15 protein-coding genes and 2 tRNA genes are annotated in these 15698 nt (G+C 50.8%); 5 read left to right on the top strand and 12 right to left on the bottom strand.

What is annotated here, in order from left to right:
- Window positions 1-17: 17 nt before the first annotated feature.
- The 8 genes from AZF00_RS06925 to AZF00_RS06890 form a co-directional block, all read right to left on the bottom strand.
- A complete protein-coding gene (locus tag AZF00_RS06925) occupies window positions 18-680 on the bottom strand; it encodes a MarC family protein (protein WP_062383466.1) in 663 nt (220 codons plus the stop codon).
- Window positions 680-1705: a quinone-dependent dihydroorotate dehydrogenase gene (locus tag AZF00_RS06920; protein WP_008247274.1), complete on the bottom strand. Its 1026-nt coding sequence runs from the start codon at window positions 1703-1705 to the stop codon at window positions 680-682. Before AZF00_RS06920 ends, AZF00_RS06925 begins: the two co-directional genes overlap by 1 nt.
- 72 nt (window positions 1706-1777) lie before the next feature.
- Window positions 1778-2407, bottom strand: coding sequence for a phosphoadenosine phosphosulfate reductase domain-containing protein (locus AZF00_RS06915; protein ID WP_008247272.1), 630 nt, complete (start codon window positions 2405-2407; stop codon window positions 1778-1780).
- Window positions 2408-2532: 125 nt separating this feature from the next.
- Window positions 2533-5202: an aminopeptidase N gene (gene pepN / locus AZF00_RS06910; protein WP_008247263.1), complete on the bottom strand. Its 2670-nt coding sequence runs from the start codon at window positions 5200-5202 to the stop codon at window positions 2533-2535.
- A gap of 17 nt (window positions 5203-5219) precedes the next feature.
- Entirely contained in the window at window positions 5220-6059 is an 840-nt protein-coding gene (locus tag AZF00_RS06905; protein WP_040802668.1) for a DUF2797 domain-containing protein, read from the bottom strand.
- 4 nt (window positions 6060-6063) lie between these two features.
- On the bottom strand, window positions 6064-6336 hold the full coding sequence (locus AZF00_RS06900; protein WP_008247261.1) for a YeaC family protein: 273 nt from the start codon (window positions 6334-6336) through the stop codon (window positions 6064-6066).
- A gap of 47 nt (window positions 6337-6383) precedes the next feature.
- A complete protein-coding gene (locus AZF00_RS06895) occupies window positions 6384-7244 on the bottom strand; it encodes a rhomboid family intramembrane serine protease (RefSeq protein WP_008247260.1) in 861 nt (286 codons plus the stop codon).
- Window positions 7237-8130: an NAD(+) kinase gene (locus AZF00_RS06890; RefSeq protein WP_008247258.1), complete on the bottom strand. Its 894-nt coding sequence runs from the start codon at window positions 8128-8130 to the stop codon at window positions 7237-7239. The genes AZF00_RS06895 and AZF00_RS06890 overlap by 8 nt, the downstream gene beginning before the upstream one ends.
- Before the next feature lie 90 nt (window positions 8131-8220).
- Here AZF00_RS06890 and AZF00_RS06885 point away from each other — a divergent pair, with 90 nt between their 5' ends.
- The gene (locus AZF00_RS06885) at window positions 8221-9189 is read left to right on the top strand and encodes a DUF1853 family protein (RefSeq protein WP_008247255.1); all 969 of its coding nucleotides are present in this window, start codon (window positions 8221-8223) and stop codon (window positions 9187-9189) included.
- A gap of 17 nt (window positions 9190-9206) precedes the next feature.
- On the opposite strand, the gene AZF00_RS06880 is transcribed toward AZF00_RS06885, so the two are convergent.
- Entirely contained in the window at window positions 9207-10091 is an 885-nt protein-coding gene (locus AZF00_RS06880; protein WP_008247254.1) for a 1-aminocyclopropane-1-carboxylate deaminase/D-cysteine desulfhydrase, read from the bottom strand.
- Window positions 10092-10110: 19 nt separating this feature from the next.
- Complete coding sequence (locus AZF00_RS06875; protein WP_008247252.1) at window positions 10111-11508, bottom strand: hypothetical protein; 1398 nt, start codon at window positions 11506-11508, stop codon at window positions 10111-10113.
- Between the two features lie 308 nt (window positions 11509-11816).
- Here AZF00_RS06875 and AZF00_RS06865 point away from each other — a divergent pair, with 308 nt between their 5' ends.
- Window positions 11817-13007, top strand: coding sequence for an ISL3 family transposase (locus tag AZF00_RS06865; RefSeq protein WP_062382734.1), 1191 nt, complete (start codon window positions 11817-11819; stop codon window positions 13005-13007).
- 235 nt (window positions 13008-13242) lie between these two features.
- Here AZF00_RS06865 and AZF00_RS06860 read toward each other — a convergent pair.
- Together AZF00_RS06860 and AZF00_RS06855 are read right to left on the bottom strand one after the other, a co-directional pair.
- Window positions 13243-13319: transfer RNA gene (locus AZF00_RS06860), tRNA-Asp, on the bottom strand.
- 19 nt (window positions 13320-13338) lie between these two features.
- Window positions 13339-13414, bottom strand: a tRNA-Val gene (locus AZF00_RS06855).
- A gap of 138 nt (window positions 13415-13552) precedes the next feature.
- Here AZF00_RS06855 and AZF00_RS19695 point away from each other — a divergent pair.
- The 3 genes from AZF00_RS19695 to AZF00_RS06845 all read left to right on the top strand — a co-directional run bounded on the left by AZF00_RS19695 (window position 13553) and on the right by AZF00_RS06845 (window position 15698).
- A complete protein-coding gene (locus AZF00_RS19695; protein ID WP_257722010.1) occupies window positions 13553-13678 on the top strand; it encodes a hypothetical protein in 126 nt (41 codons plus the stop codon).
- Between the two features lie 29 nt (window positions 13679-13707).
- The gene (gene queD / locus AZF00_RS06850) at window positions 13708-14064 is read left to right on the top strand and encodes a 6-carboxytetrahydropterin synthase QueD (RefSeq protein WP_008247250.1); all 357 of its coding nucleotides are present in this window, start codon (window positions 13708-13710) and stop codon (window positions 14062-14064) included.
- A gap of 659 nt (window positions 14065-14723) precedes the next feature.
- Window positions 14724-15698, top strand: coding sequence for a porin (locus AZF00_RS06845; protein WP_008247249.1), 975 nt, complete (start codon window positions 14724-14726; stop codon window positions 15696-15698).

Here is a 15698-nt window from a genome sequence, read left to right as displayed (position 1 = left end):
CCCGTATCACACCCTGCTTAGCTGGCGGCCAAACCCGCCAGCAAACCACTTTGGGCAATACCGTCAAACAAAAACTGCATCGCCAAGGCGCAGAGCAATACCCCGAATACTCGGCTAATCATATGCATACCGGTAACGCCCAGCCAATTTTGCAAACGGCTCGCCAGTAGCAATGACCCCAGCGTCATCGCCATCACCAACAGCAAAGCAACAACGACCGCGCCCTGCTCCAGGAAATTGCCCTCGGCATGGGCCATTAACAAAATCACCGCACCAATAGCACCGGGACCCGCGATCAGCGGCGTCGCCAAGGGAAACACAGCAATATCCGCTTTCTCTTCAGCCTCTAAATCTTCATCGGTGGTGGTCGTGGTGGCCCCACTGCCTTTTACCGTGACGAGGTCGATGCCAATTAATAGCAGCAAAACCCCACCCGCCGCGCGTAACGCCGCCAGCGAGATCCCCAAGGCATTCAGTATCATCTCCCCCAGTACCGCAAACGCCAACAATATCCCAGTGGCGATCAACACCCCGCGAAGCGCTGTACGAGCGCGCTCCTTCGCCGACAGACTACCCGTTAGCGCAGCAAACATAGCGGCGACGTCAATAGGGCCAATGGTGGCAAAAAAAGTGGTCACTGAGACGCTAAAAGCCTCAATAACAGCGCTACTCAATACCATTAGGCAGCCTCGGTCTTTGCGATAGCGGCCGCCGCCTCGGCAATTAAAGCCGGGCCGCGATATATAAAGCCGGTATAAACCTGAACCAGAGACGCCCCGGCCGCTATTTTTTCAGCCGCTGATTCCCCGTCGCTAATACCGCCCACGCCGATAATAGGCAGACGGCCCTGCAAGGCGTCAGCCAATATTCGAATAACCCGAGTTGAGCTATCTCGTACCGGCGCGCCGCTCAAGCCCCCCATCTCATCGCCATGAGGTAAACCGGCAACAGCATCGCGGGCGATGGTGGTATTGGTGGCGATAACACCATCAATGCCCTGTTCAACAAACACCTCGGCAACCTTGCGGATATCGTCCTCAGCCATATCCGGCGCTATCTTTACCGCCATTGGCACATATTTACCGTGTGTGTCGGCCAAGCTCAATTGCGCCTGTTTTAATGCCGCCAACAAGTCGATTAAAGGTTGTCCAAACTGTAGATCCCGCAAACCAGGTGTGTTTGGTGAAGACAAATTAACGGTGATATAACTCGCATAGGGATACACGCTGCGCAAGCCAAGCAGATAGTCATCTACGGCACGCTCGGCTGGCGTGTCTTTGTTTTTACCAATATTAATACCCAAGACCCCAGTAAAGCCGCTGGCTTTAACCTGAGCTAGCAAATGCTCAAGACCAAGGTTGTTAAAGCCCATACGATTAATAATCGCTTGGGCTTCCGGCAGCCTAAATAGACGTGGCTGCGGATTACCGGGCTGCGCCAAAGGGGTCACCGTGCCAACTTCAATAAAACCGAAACCCAAGGCCGCCAGCCCGTTAATATGTTTAGCGTCTTTGTCTAAGCCCGCCGCTAAGCCCACTGGATTAGGGAATTCGATTCCCATAACGACACGGCTCTGGCGGGGTATCGGACGTGCCAACAAACGGCTTAAGCCGCAGCGTTCAAGCAGAGAGATTAAAACTAAAGACAGATGGTGAGCACGCTCAGGGGACAAACAAAATAATAAGCGGCGTAAAACAGCATACATGAGAAAAACCTTATTTAGAAAGCCGCAGAAACCCCGAACTCAGCGAAAGGAGGAACTCATTCCTCCTGAAAATTACGCTGAGGTGTGTAAACCGCACTCACGGTTCTCTGCCACTTTGGTGGGGTCGAAATAATGCTTACAACTTGGCAGTTTGTGTTCACTCATATAAGCCTGCACATCAACCTCGGTCCAGTAAAAAATTGGGGCGACCTTCAGAATACCGCGACCATCCCAAGACAATATATCGAGATTTTGTCTAAACTCCGTCTCCTCCTTGCGAATACCCGTCACCCATATCTTGGGTGCCAATTCCGCAAAAGCACGATTAAACGGCTCTAATTTAACTTGCCGGGTAAACTCCCGGTGCAACTCAGGGTTGTCATCTGGGTGTGGTATCCCGCCCATAATGGCATTGCGATGCTCTGCAGTAATCAAGGGAACATACGGCTTGAGGTTCGGTTTGAGCAATTTTATCAATTGCTCGGCAACCCGGTAAGCGTCGGGCACATTATAACCGCTGTCCGCCCAAACCACCGGCATTTCAGGGGCTACATCGGTCACAAGCTTCAGCATCACAGCCGCATTTGGTGAAAAGCTGGTAGACGCCATTATCGGCTCATTCAATGACACCGCCCAGCGAATAATCTCCTCGGCGGAGGCATTGCGCAGCGTACTATTTAAGGCGTCGAGATCAAGATCCATAATTTTGTCTATAAAAGCGTTAACAGGCCGGCGACTTTAGCACAGCAGCCCCTAAAATATAAATAAAAATCTTTAAAATCATACACTTATAACAAATACGAATATGGTTATAACAAAAGCGATGCTTATTCCTCGCTATACTCTTGCACACTTTTTGACACCACCTCATACACATCACTAGATAAATCCGGCTGCGCTAAAATTCGCTGCAATTCCGCACACATCAGCTGCTGCGCCGCCGGTAAATATTTTCGCCATTTGGTCAGCGGCACCAATAAGCGAGACGCAATTTGTGGGTTGCTGCGATTTAGCACAATAACTTGATCGGCAAGGAAGCGATAACCAGCGCCATCTTCGCGGTGAAAATTAACACTATTCTGCCCACAAAATGCACCGATTAAGGCCCGCACTTTATTGGGATTACGAATATCGAAGGCCGGGTGCGCCATCAGTCCTTGAACTGTTTCAAGCGTGCCTGGCAAGCGACACATGGCTTGCACTTGGAACCATTGATTAATAACCAAGGGCTCGTGTTGCCAATTTTGATAAAAGCGCTGAAGCGCTTCAGCCTTATACGGCGCAGTGCTGTTTACCAGTGCATTAAGCGCCGCTAAACGATCTGTCATATTTTCACTGTGTTCAAATTGGCGAGTCGCAAGCTCACGGCCAGTGTCGTCATTTAATAACATCAGGTATGACAATGCGGTATTTTTCAGGCTGCGCTGGGCTATTTGTCCGGCATCTGCAGCATAAACGGCATTGCTGGCACAGCGCGAATAACACGCCAGCAATTCCCCACGTAAGGCCTGAGCTATTACCAAGCGCAAGGTCTCGCGAGCGCGGTGAAGACCTAGCACATCAACAGGGTGGAATATCTCGGCCAAATACGCTTCGGAGGGCAGCTGCAGCATCATTGCCACCATTGCACCATCGAGGGATTCATCGCTAAGCAAGGCCCGGCAGGCGTCTAAATACGCTGATTCAGGTACGACATCATGCTCAGCAGCAATATCAGCAAGCGCTTGACTAATCTCCGCCAAGCCCAGTTGCTGACTGGCATCCCAGCGACAGAAACCGTCGCTGTCACTGCTCATCAAGCGCAATAATTGCTCACGACTATAATCAAATTCCAGTTTCACTGGTGCAGAAAAGCCGCGCAGCAAGCTCGGTACCGGCTCCTCTTTAATTCCCGTGAAAATAAAACTCTGCTCGGCCTTTGTCACGTTCAATACCATTTCGGTATTGTCTGCGGTTTCAGTATTTAGCGCCGCATTCTGTAACTGCAAAGCGAGCTGACCGGCCTCCCCCAATAGCGCCACAGCAAAGGGAATATGGAACGGCGCCTTTTTGCTTTGGCCCGGCGTTGCCGGGCAGGATTGCTGCACATGCAGAGTATAAGTTTGTGCGGCGGCGTCATACTCAGCACTTACCTTCAGCTTGGGCGTACCGGCCTGAGAATACCAATTGCGGAACTGGCCCAGATCTACGCCGCTGGCGTCTTCCATTGCCAACACAAAATCTTCGCAGGTCACGGCCTGGCCATCGTGACGATCGAAGTACAGGTCACTGCCCTTACGGAACAGTTCTGGCCCTAACAGCGTGTGAATCATGCGCACCACTTCGGCGCCCTTTTCATACACTGTTACAGTGTAAAAATTCGAAATTTCAATAAAGGAATCGGGGCGAATCGGGTGCGCCATTGGCCCAGCGTCCTCGGCAAATTGCGCGGTGCGCAGCAGGGTAACATCTTCTACGCGCTTGACTGTTGGCGAGCCCATATCAGCAGAAAACTCGGCATCCCGAAAGACCGTAAAGCCTTCTTTTAAACTAAGCTGGAACCAGTCGCGGCAAGTGACTCGATTACCAGACCAGTTATGAAAATACTCGTGGGCAACAACCCCTTCCACCCGCTGAAAACCGGCGTCTGTCGTAGTTTCCGGCTTAGCCAAGACGCAGGACGTATTGAAAATATTGAGGCTCTTGTTTTCCATTGCCCCCATATTAAAATCGTCGACGGCCACAATATTGAAAATATCAAGATCGTATTCTCGGCCATAAACCTCTTCGTCCCAACGCATTGCGTTTTTAAGGGACACCATTGCGTGCTCGCATTTATCCGCGTCTTTGTCTTCAACGTAAATTTTAAGCGCCACATCGCGACCGCTCATGGTTTTAAACCGGTCTTCCACACAGGCCAATTTGCCAGCAACCAAGGCGAATAAATAAGCGGGTTTTGGGAATGGATCCTGCCAAACAGTTTTATGGCGACCGTCGGCTAATACTTCCGCGGCACTTAAATTGCCATTAGATAGAAGTACCGGGTAGCGCTGGGCATCGGCAATAATCTCAACGGTGAACACCGACATGACATCAGGCCGGTCCAGGTAATAGGTGATTTTGCGAAAGCCCTCGGCTTCGCATTGAGTACAAAACATACCACTGGATTTATACAAACCTTCCAGCGAAGTATTGTCTTGGGGGCGAATGCGGGTTTCACAGCTCAGCACAAACTCGGCGGGCACACTGGCAATAATCAATTGCTCGCCACTTTGTGTCCACTCACTGGCGTCAAGGGTGCGCCCGTCAATAGCCAGGGAAATCAACTCAAGCTCAGTGCCGTGGAGAGCCAGCGGCGCATTGCTTATTGTCGACGCTGGGTTGCGACGAATGTGCAATTGCGACGAGACCTTGGTGCTTTCTTCACCTAACTCAAATACCAGTGCGGTCGTATCGATCAAATACGCGGGAACTTGATATTCACTTAAATAAATCGTACTCGGCTGCGCGTCGCGCATGTAACTCTCCTGAGCCGCTAAGACTCACTACTTAATGCAAGGTGGTAACCGGCGTATTTGCGGATATTAATCACGCCAGTGTCAAAAATCAGGTACTGCCCTTTAATCCCCATCAAGGTGCCCGCAATATTAGGCACTTTGTCTAAATTAAAGGATTTTACTTTAAGGGGATATTCACTCACCGGATATTCAATATGCTGTACCGGGACATCGGTAATTGGCTGAATTGCCTGCAAGCCAAAGCGCTGCTGCAGGGCAGCAATGTCGTCGGCGCACTCAACGGCAAGTGCATCACGTCGTGCAGCTAAATCAACACTGTCTGGAGAGCCTTTTAACATGGCCTGCCAGCTGGTTTTATCGGCAACGTGATTTTTGTAAAGGGTTTCCACTAGACCCGACTGCAATCGGGTGCTAACGCGAAAAATCGGCAAGGCGCTAACCGCGCCTTGATCAATCCAACGGGTGGGCACCTGAGTACCTCGCGTAATCCCAACTTTTACACCCGACGAGTTTGCCAAATACACCACATGATCAATCATGCAATGACTTTCGCCCCACTCAGGTTCCCGACACGTCCCGGCCGCATAGTGGCATTTTTCCGGGCTAACAATACAAATATCGCACTGCGCCAAGCGCTGAAAACAGGGGTAGCAATAACCTTGATTAAAGCTCTTTTTAGTCAAGCGGCCGCAGTGTACACAATTAATTTGGCCCTGAAAATCCAGGGTCAGCATCTTGCCGATCAGCGCATTCATAGGCACTAGCTGATCGCCAATCGGCATACTGTAAATGGCCAAATCACCGTCTAAATGGGCTTTCATTTTGGCCACAGCGCCAGCGATAACACGTTCGCTCATGGGCTTATTCCGCCCACTTCAGAATCTGGTCACCATCATCGTGACTATGGTCGTCGCCACACACTTCACCCTCGGCCTTTTTACCGCGGTCGATATAACCTACCCGCTCAGTTTCGTCCTGCATTTTTAGGTCATAGGCAATAACCCCAGCCATACAGTGCTCCCGCTGCTCCACGGTTAACACCCTACCATCAGGCCACTTGCCAATTTCCACAGCGCGCTTTAGCCCTTCGTAAATCGCCGGGGTAATATTGTCTACTAACTGTTCAAAATCCATCAATCACTCACTTCAAATAACTACTGGTTAAGCCGCGCCGCAGTATATCAGCTCGGGCTTGATTCTGGTTTACGATCTAATAAAGCGGCGGCCAAACCTAGAATTAAACCCAAAACCAAACCGCTGAGGTGCGCAGTGTTTGCCACTGCGCCAAGCCCAAGCAATTCAGTAAAGCCGGCCATACACACGAGCAACCAAACCACCATCACCGCCGCAACGCCCTTAACCAAAGGAAATGGCGTCGCCGGCCGCAAGCGGTTCCACACCACGATATAACCCAAAAGGCCGTAAATCACACCGGACATACCGCCAAATAGCGACACGCCAGTCATTGCCTGTGCAATATTGGAGCCCGCTGCAATCAATAAAACCAGACCTAAAATGCGCACCGCACCTTGGCGTCGCTCGATCATACCGCCAAGTTCCCAAAGCCACAGGGCATTAAAGACAATATGCATAAGACCAAAATGCAAAAAAGCAGGGGTAATCACCCGCCACAACTCACCCCGAGGCCACGCGCCCTGCAAATCGCCACCGACAAGGTGCAACTGATAAAAACTCAGCAATGGCAGGATTTCAAAATGGCGGTCAACTACCGGCAAGATACTCCCAAGCAAACTCAGCAGTAATAAAACCACCACGACTGGCGCTGTCGCCAAATTGCGAAACCACGTTGATGGCGCCTTCGCGGTGACCGCTGTCGACTCAAGTCTTAGCTCAAGGTCGCCGGACTGCAGGCGCTCATACAAGGCTTTGACCTGCGCCACATGAGACTCGGCGCCAACCCACACCACCAACATACCCCGCTCTTCGCTAATTCGATGGGGCACCGATAACTGACACAGTAGCGCCGAAAATTCTTCTAGATCCGCGGTAACGGGAAGACGCAAACCGACAAACTCAGACATCCTCATCCTCTTTACCAATTTGCCCACCCCAGCCCAATTTGTCGCGACAACTGGCATAAAAGCTGTGATCTAAAGGATGCACCAAACGCATCTTATGGGGCTTTTTACGCACATAAATAACATCGCCCGGCTGGGTGGTAATACGCAATTGACCGTCGCAGGTTACCGGCGGCTGAACCACATTCGTTTTTCCTACCACCATCTTAATTTCGCTTTTACCGTCAATCACGATCGGCCGACTACTCAGCGTGTGCGGGAACATAGGGACAATAACGATGGCATCCAAGCGCGGGTGCATGATTGGCCCCCCTGCCGACAAGGAATACGCGGTGGAACCCGTGGGGGTGGCAATAATTAAGCCGTCAGAACGTTGACGGTAGACAAACTCGCCGTCTACATAGAGTTCAAACTCCATCATATGCCCCGAGGTACCCGAGTTCAGCACAACATCATTGAGGGCGTCGCCCTTGCCGACGGGCTGGCCGTCGCGAATCACTTCGACGTCGAGCAAAAATCGCTTTTCTAAACGGTAATGACCATCTAGAACGGCGCCAACTTGGCTTTCGATCTCATCTGGCGAAATATCGGTTAAAAAACCAAGCCGTCCGCGATTTACGCCGAGTACGGGCGCATTATGTCTCGCCAAAGTACGCGCCGCCCCCAGTAAACTACCATCGCCCCCCACCACAATAATGAGGTCGCAAACCTCACCAATCATACGACGAGTAGAGACGCGCAAACCATGGTCTGGTAAAAGCTCAGAGACCGCCTCATCGAGTACCACACTCAGGTCTCGGCTTTGTAAAAAGTCGATCAAGCGCCGCAGCGTCTCCGCCACACCGTTGCCCTCACGGCCGATCACACCTATATTGCGAAACTGTTCCATAATACCTACTGTTTGTACTTGGCCGCTTATTATACAGAAGCATGTTCAATATGGCCGCTGTGCTAAAGTCTGAGACACAATAGCGCGTTAATGCAAACGAAACACCACCCTCTAAAAAGTGAGCTTGCGCAGTTAACGCGCTTTATACCCGACAATGAAGCCCTGGAGAAAACCATTTTTTCTGCAAATCAATATCCGTTTCGCTCCCCGCTAGTCACTGCGCTTGCCTGGAGTTGCTTCAGCCCGCCGCTGCTCACCAGTATGGATTGCGCTGAAACCAAGGTCGGAACACCACAACTGCCTTTGACCGATGAACGCAAAGAATGGCTAAACGCACTCGATCGCGACGACCACGCGCTGCGCCAATATATGCAGGCGCACTGCCACAGCAAGCGACTCGGACTGGTTTTTGAAAGCCTCTGGCATTTTTTCTTACAGGAAGACCCCGCCACCGAATTAATAGCCCACAATATTCCCGTGCGCGATGGCAATAAAACCCTTGGTGAATTTGATGTTCTTTATTATTGCCACAACACCCAACAAGCCATACACCTAGAACTGGCGGTAAAGTTTTTCCTCGGCCTCAATGCCAGCCAACAACAGCCCTCACTCAGCCATTGGTTTGGCCCGAATCGCGCCGACCGCCTCGACCGCAAGCTAGCCCGCCTCAGCCAACACCAATTACCGCTAGCAAACACCGTCGCGGGCCGCGAAGCACTGAGCAAATACGGCATTTCGGCACCGGCCCAGCAAATTCAAGTAAGCGGCATACTCTTTCACCGCGACGACGAAAAGGCCGCCCACCAAAGCCTGAACCCTATGCACCAACGTGGCCACTGGCAGACCCTAAGTGAATATATCCGCCTCTCCCCTAACAGCTCGGAATCACCCCGCTGGCGCTACCTCGCAAAACCGCACTGGCTCGAAGGCCAATATACAAACGCCACCGACCTTAATGCGGATCACCTTAAATTGGCTAGCGAACGGCCTATTATGGCCATTAACGCTGAGCAACAACGCCTTTTTATTGTTCCCGACCAGTGGCCAGAAGCGATCTAAGGGACCCGAGGCAATCCCTAAAGTAGTTGAGGATAGCCCCGACGCCCCTGCAAGCCACCACTGTGAATAAGCAACACCCGAGCCCCTTCGGCAAACTCGCCGTTATTAATCATGCAATCCACGGCATAAGCCATCTTTGCGGTATACACCGGGTCAAGTCGAATACCGTAGCGCGCCTCAAAGCCGAGCATAAATTCTAGCAGCGGCGCCGATAGCCGCGCGTAGGCGCCGCCATGAAATCGATGATCCAGCGACCAATTCGCTCGATGATGATCGAGGGCGAGCTGCAAGCGCTGAATATCAGCGGCCATATACGCCTGCGCTTTTAGCACCGGAATACCAATAAGCTGAACCCCGTCCGCAATTTGCGCTGATACGCCCGCCAAGGTTGTGCCCGTACCGCAAGCTAACACCACGGCATTATAATCCCGCCCATTTCCCGGAATCAGTTCGACAATATCGCGACAGCCCTGGGCACCTAGCACATTGGCGCCGCCTTCAGGTATGAGGTAGGGGTGTTTATACTGGGAGGCAAGCTCAGCGACAAACCCCACGTCGTGACGACGGCGATAATCACTGCGACTCAAAAAATGTAAATGCATTCCCCATGCAACGGCGTCTTGCAGGGTTGGACTTAAGTCACGCCCAGCATCAGCGCGAACGCAGGCCACCGCAGCAAGCCCCTGATCTTGGGCAATTGCAGCCAAAGCATGAAGATGATTTGAGAAGGCACCACCAAAGCTGAGTAAGGTTTCCGCGCCAGCCGCTTTTGCCGCCGATAAATTCAGGGCCAATTTAAACCACTTATTGCCCGGTGCTAGCGCATGCATTTTATCTAGGCGCAAGATATCCACCGTCACGCCCTTCTTAACAAAAGCCCGGTGTATCAAACTCGACACCATTGCCCCGCCGCTTTAATCATCAGCGCAGGGAATCACTATGCTCATGACAGCGATCGCTTTCACCAGGTCGGAATAATCGAGGTCGCATAATTTTGGGTATCGGCTCACCGCAATACTGCCCATTGCTATCCCTATGGCGACAAATAGGCAGGCGATAATGCGCCAACCACTCATGATACTGGCCATCTGGTACTTCGCAGCGTGATGCTACATACGCAAGCGGATCGTTTAAATACCCTGGCATTTCGTCCTGCGATATCACCAGATGCTCAACACCAGGATGGTAGGCGACGAAGACCACGCCTTTTTCAGACATCGTCTGCAGAAGCTGATTATCACTATTTAGCATTAAACCGCGATTCTGCTCACGCAAAACGCTTAGCTCTCGGCGCAAATCAACAATTTCTTTAGCGCGCAAATACAGTTCACGCTCGCGATCGCGCAGCGGTTCAGACAGTTCGACGGCCTGCTCTTTGAGCTGGCGCTCTAAATTTTCAGCGTGCTCGGCGCGCAATACGGCTATTTGTTGCTTGTGATCACGACCGCCACGCTCCATTAGCGCATCGATTTCTTCACTTTTTTGCGCAACGAGACGCTTCTGGCTGGCAAATCGTGACTCGAGCTCTTTAAACCTCACAGTCAAATCAGCTAAATGTTCTTTTTGCGCCTTGATGACCGACTCGCGCTCACGCAATTGCGCAGTTAACTCCTCCCCTTGCTGATCGAGCTTGCGCTGAAAAGCCTCCGCTTGGGTGAGCAAATTTAATTTTTCGGCGTTGCGAGACGCCACTAGCTTAGCGCGATACCGTCGATTAAAGACTGGGCCAAGACTGCCATCAGCTTGCGATTGCTTCACCGATGAGGGGGCTGCACGAGTGTTCGGGCCTTCCGCTGCTGCAGTCGTTACCGTAGCGCGGGCAGGATCAGCACCGGCCGGCGATTTGAAAAAATCGGCAATTCCCGATTGCGGAGCCGCCCGACTATCGCGATCACTAATTATACCGAGCCGATTGCGCTCTGCAGCCGCAATCATGCGCTGGAAAGTCCCGCCAGACCCCATGTCTGGATCCCAGAGTTGGCGGCGATACCAGGCCACAGGGCAGGCACTGCGACAGGCAACCTTAATAGGACCAGCACCAAGGTCCGGGCCATAGCTGGCGTGATCCAGCAAATGCCGCAGCGGAATATTCCAATTACCCGTTACCCGACCGCGGGTATCAAAGCTAATGGTAAAAAAAACCGCCCCTAAAATTTTGAGACTATCCTCAATTTGCACAAAAGCCGCTTGCACTTCGTCGCCAGCAAAATCCGCAATACCGACCACATCATCTAATACTGCTTCAAACTCAGAAAAAAACATCTCTTTAGCGACACTGTCATCTTTGAAGAAAACAACTGCCTCGGTTAATGCCCCCAAGTGAACCTCCCAGCTTTGCTGAATGCACGGCAGTAAGCGCTGATTACGAGAACGACCGATAGCGAAGCATTATAGGAACACAATAGAGAAGCGGATAGTAAAACTGAATAAAATCTGTGTTAGTGCAAATCGACGACGCACGCCGGATAAGCGCAGAGATAATAAAAGAGGGAAGTTGGCGGACCGGACGGGACTCGAACCCGCGACCTCCGGCGTGACAGGCCGGCATTCGGCTCTTCATCATTAACGGGGGACACCGGCATTCATTAAACTGAATTTGCGAAGAAACAGTTTGATGGAGAATACCGATGTCCCACGCAGGAAGAATTATAGGCATACCTGGCCTTGAGATTGAACGGGTAGTCCGCAGGAAAGGGATCGAAGTCTGGGCAAAGCCTGTGCACAGGCCGCCTTGTAAGCATTGTCAGGGCAATGGCCTGAGGATTAAAGCCACGCATCTCAGGACGGTGAAGCACACTCGTCAGGGGAATCAAGTGATGACCTTGCACCTTCGAGTACCCAAGTACCATTGCCAGGAGTGTAAGCGCTATTTTCGTCACGCCTTTACCGGTATTCGTCCGCGTTTTCGCGCTTCAGAAGCCTATCGACTGGAAGTGTTCGAAGCCCACGATGGCGGTGTAACGCAGCGCAAGTTGTCTCGAACCCATCAAATCAGCCCAGCGACGGTAGAGCGTTGGTATCAGCACCATATTAAGCAAAAGCGTTCCGAGGGGGATCGCCGATATTGCCCTCGCGTATTAGGGATAGATGAGCATTTCTTTACCCGTAAAAAGGGTTATGCGACCACGCTTACCGACCTCAAGAATCACAAAGTGTTTGATGTCCAACTAGGACGATCAGAATTGAGTTTGCGCCGCTATTTAAAGGCCCTTGAGGGACGAGAGCGCGTTCAGGTTGTGGTGATGGATCTCTCGGAAACGTACCGCAGCATTGCCCGCCGCTACTTTCCCAATGCCGCGATCGTGGCTGACCGATTCCATGTGGTCAGGCTTATTAACCAGCACTTTTTAAGTGTCTGGAAGCAGCATGATCCTGAGGGCAGAAAGAACCGCGGTTTGATCAGTTTAATGCGTCGCCATCAATGGAATTTGCGGGATGAGCAGCACGCCAACCTTATGCAGTATTTGGCTGAGTACCCAGTGCTGCAAGCACTGTATGTGGCCAAGCAACGATTAATCCGATTTGTGTTGCTCAAGACCCTGACGCGCAAGAAAGCCAGCATCAAGTTGCCGGTATTCATGAAATTGCTTGATGAGCTAGCTGAGAGCCCGCTACGAGCGCTAGCTAACACATTGCGCTCCTGGTTGAAGCCCATTGTGGCCATGTGGCGATTTAGTAAAAGTAACGGAATAACTGAGGGCTTCCACAACAAAATGGAAATGATGACACGACGAGCGTATGGTTTTAGAAACTTTGAAAATTACAGGATGAGAGTGCTGGCCCACTGCGGGTGGGACGGAGTGATTAACAGGGTTTGATGAGTGCTATCCCCCGATAATGGGGTAGAGCCGAAAATTACAGGATGAGAGTGCTGGCCCACTGCGGGTGGGACGGAGTGATTAACAGGGTTTGATGAGTGCTATCCCCCGATAATGGGGTAGAGCCCGGCATTCTAACCAACTGAACTACCGGTCCAGAAACAGCATCAAACCTAATGCGATGCTGGCGCATCATTTAGGCAAGATAAAAATAGGGGAGGTCTAAATAAAAAGTTGGCGGACCGGACGGGACTCGAACCCGCGACCTCCGGCGTGACAGGCCGGCATTCTAACCAACTGAACTACCGGTCCGCATACTTTTACACGATAATGGTGGGTGATGACGGGATCGAACCGCCGACCCTCTGCTTGTAAGGCAGATGCTCTCCCAGCTGAGCTAATCACCCTTCTCATCAATCGAGTGAGGCGCATTCTACAGCAAACTCCCCCCCTGTCAAACACTCTGGGGAAGTTTTTTACATTTTCTTTAAAAAAAGCCTATAACACTGATTTTGCTCATTTTTTATACAGAAAGCAGGCGCCAAGTGGCACTCAAAAATTCATCATCGAGCACTGAACAAGCAACAAGCTGTACACCGCTGCCGGAGCTGATTACCATTGGCGCAAATTTGGCGCAGCATATTCGAACCTTAGCCACCGCCACCTATTAACTAGCCATTAAATTTGCCCGGAGCCCCACGTGGAAATATACAAAGACTTCACCTTTGAAGCTGCCCACCTACTCCCCAATGTTCCCCAAGGCCATAAATGCGGGCGACTCCACGGCCATAGTTTTTTAATCAGACTCTATATAGCTGGCGATATCGATCCACACACTGGCTGGCTGATGGACTTCTCCGATATCAAGCAAATATTTAAGCCTATATACGAGCAACTGGATCACAATTACTTAAATGACATACCGGGCCTCGAAAACCCAACAAGCGAAAATCTCGCTATTTGGATTTGGCAGCAATTAAAACCGATATTGAGTGCACTAAGTCAGGTCGAAGTACGAGAAACCTGCACCAGCGGATGCATTTACCGGGGCGAGTAGCGTTTAAAGCCTGCACCAGCACCGATCATAATTACGCACCACTGCCGCATAAGGGAAAATACGTAACACGTTACATTACTAAACTCTTGACGTAACACTTATTCACAGATAGGGATGAGCAGTCACAAATCCATTACTTAAGCGGTAATATTTAATACAGACATTTCAAAACACATGTAACTTGTTGTATTTTATAGAATTTATTAAAATGACTATTTTTTGAACAATTTGTTAAAGTCCCGATACGCTCTCCCTTTCAAGGCAGAACCTACAAGTTACCCACCAAGTTATCCACAGATACTGTGGACAACCTTGGGCAAATATTCATTCACGAGACGTTACCATAAGAAAAACGTTAGATATTCGCTCAAACTCAAAACCAGCGCATGAATGCAAGATTTTTTTTGAATTATTATTGCTGCAACAAGCGAAATATATCTTTACCTTGGCAGGCAATTAGTCTTGGCGGCGAAACAAGCAATTCAATGAAATATTAATGTAGCATTAGCGTCACAATTTTGTAGGATTGTCATATTTTTGTCATAAACTCCCCCCACAATACTCCCAGTCCAGAACGTTGCGTCACCAAAGCTCAGGTTCACGACATTAATAGAAGACTAAATCAATTAACCCATTTTGCTTTTTGCGGAGAGACATCCATGAAGCGTCTGTTATTACCAGCAAGTATCCTGCTCGCCAGTGGCGCCCAGCTAGCCCATGCCGACCTCAGTTTTTACGGCAAAGCCAATGTCTCTTACCAGCAGACCGACTTGGAGAGCAAAGACACTGAGCAGTGGGAGCTCAACAGTAATGCATCGCGCATCGGGCTAAAAGGCTCCACCCCTATTGATAACACTGGCCTCACCGTTATTTACCAAGCTGAATACGAAATTGCCGTAGACACCGGCACCGCCGACTCCAAAAGCGGCAACACCTTCAAACAGCGCAACACCTTTGTTGGTATTCAAGGCGACTTTGGTACCCTGAGCGCAGGCCAGTTCGATACCGCGACCAAATTACTCGGCAAAGAAGTAGACCAGTTTAACGACTTGGTTATTGGCGACATTAAAAACATCATGGAAGGTGAAAATCGCCAAAAGAACATCGTGCAATACTCCAGCCCCACCGTCCTCGGTGGCCTGAGTTTTACTGCAGCGGTATCTCCCGGCGAAAATCGCGACACCAATGAAGATAATGCCGCCGACGGCAATGTTTTCTCTGTGCAGTACCAAACCAAGCAGTTTTTGTTCGCTGTTGCTCATGACACCGACATCGAAGACTACGACACCACCCGCGCCATTTTCACCACCCGTCTTGGTCCAGTTGATCTCGGCGTGTTGGTTCAAACTGCAGAATTGGCTGGTGAAGTCGATTCCCAGCAAGAAGATAGCGCACTGATTAGCGCCGCATTTAATGCTAGCGACAAATGGGTATTAAAGGCGCAATACGGCGTTGGTGAAACAGAGCTAGTAACCGGTGACCAGGAAAAAACCCAAGCAGCCCTTGGCGCTGATTACAAATTAAGCTCGGCGCTGACTGTCTTTGCCTATGCCGCTCAAGTTGAAAATGACACTGTTGGCGCGATAAGCACCACCGACAGTACTGCTGGCGCTGGCATTTGGTTTAAGTTCTAA

Source organism: Zhongshania aliphaticivorans (assembly GCF_001586255.1).
In the GTDB taxonomy this organism is placed as follows: domain Bacteria; phylum Pseudomonadota; class Gammaproteobacteria; order Pseudomonadales; family Spongiibacteraceae; genus Spongiibacter; species Spongiibacter aliphaticivorans.
The sequence above is the reverse complement of the archived record's forward strand: the minus strand, read 5'-3'. Positions and strand labels throughout refer to the sequence as shown.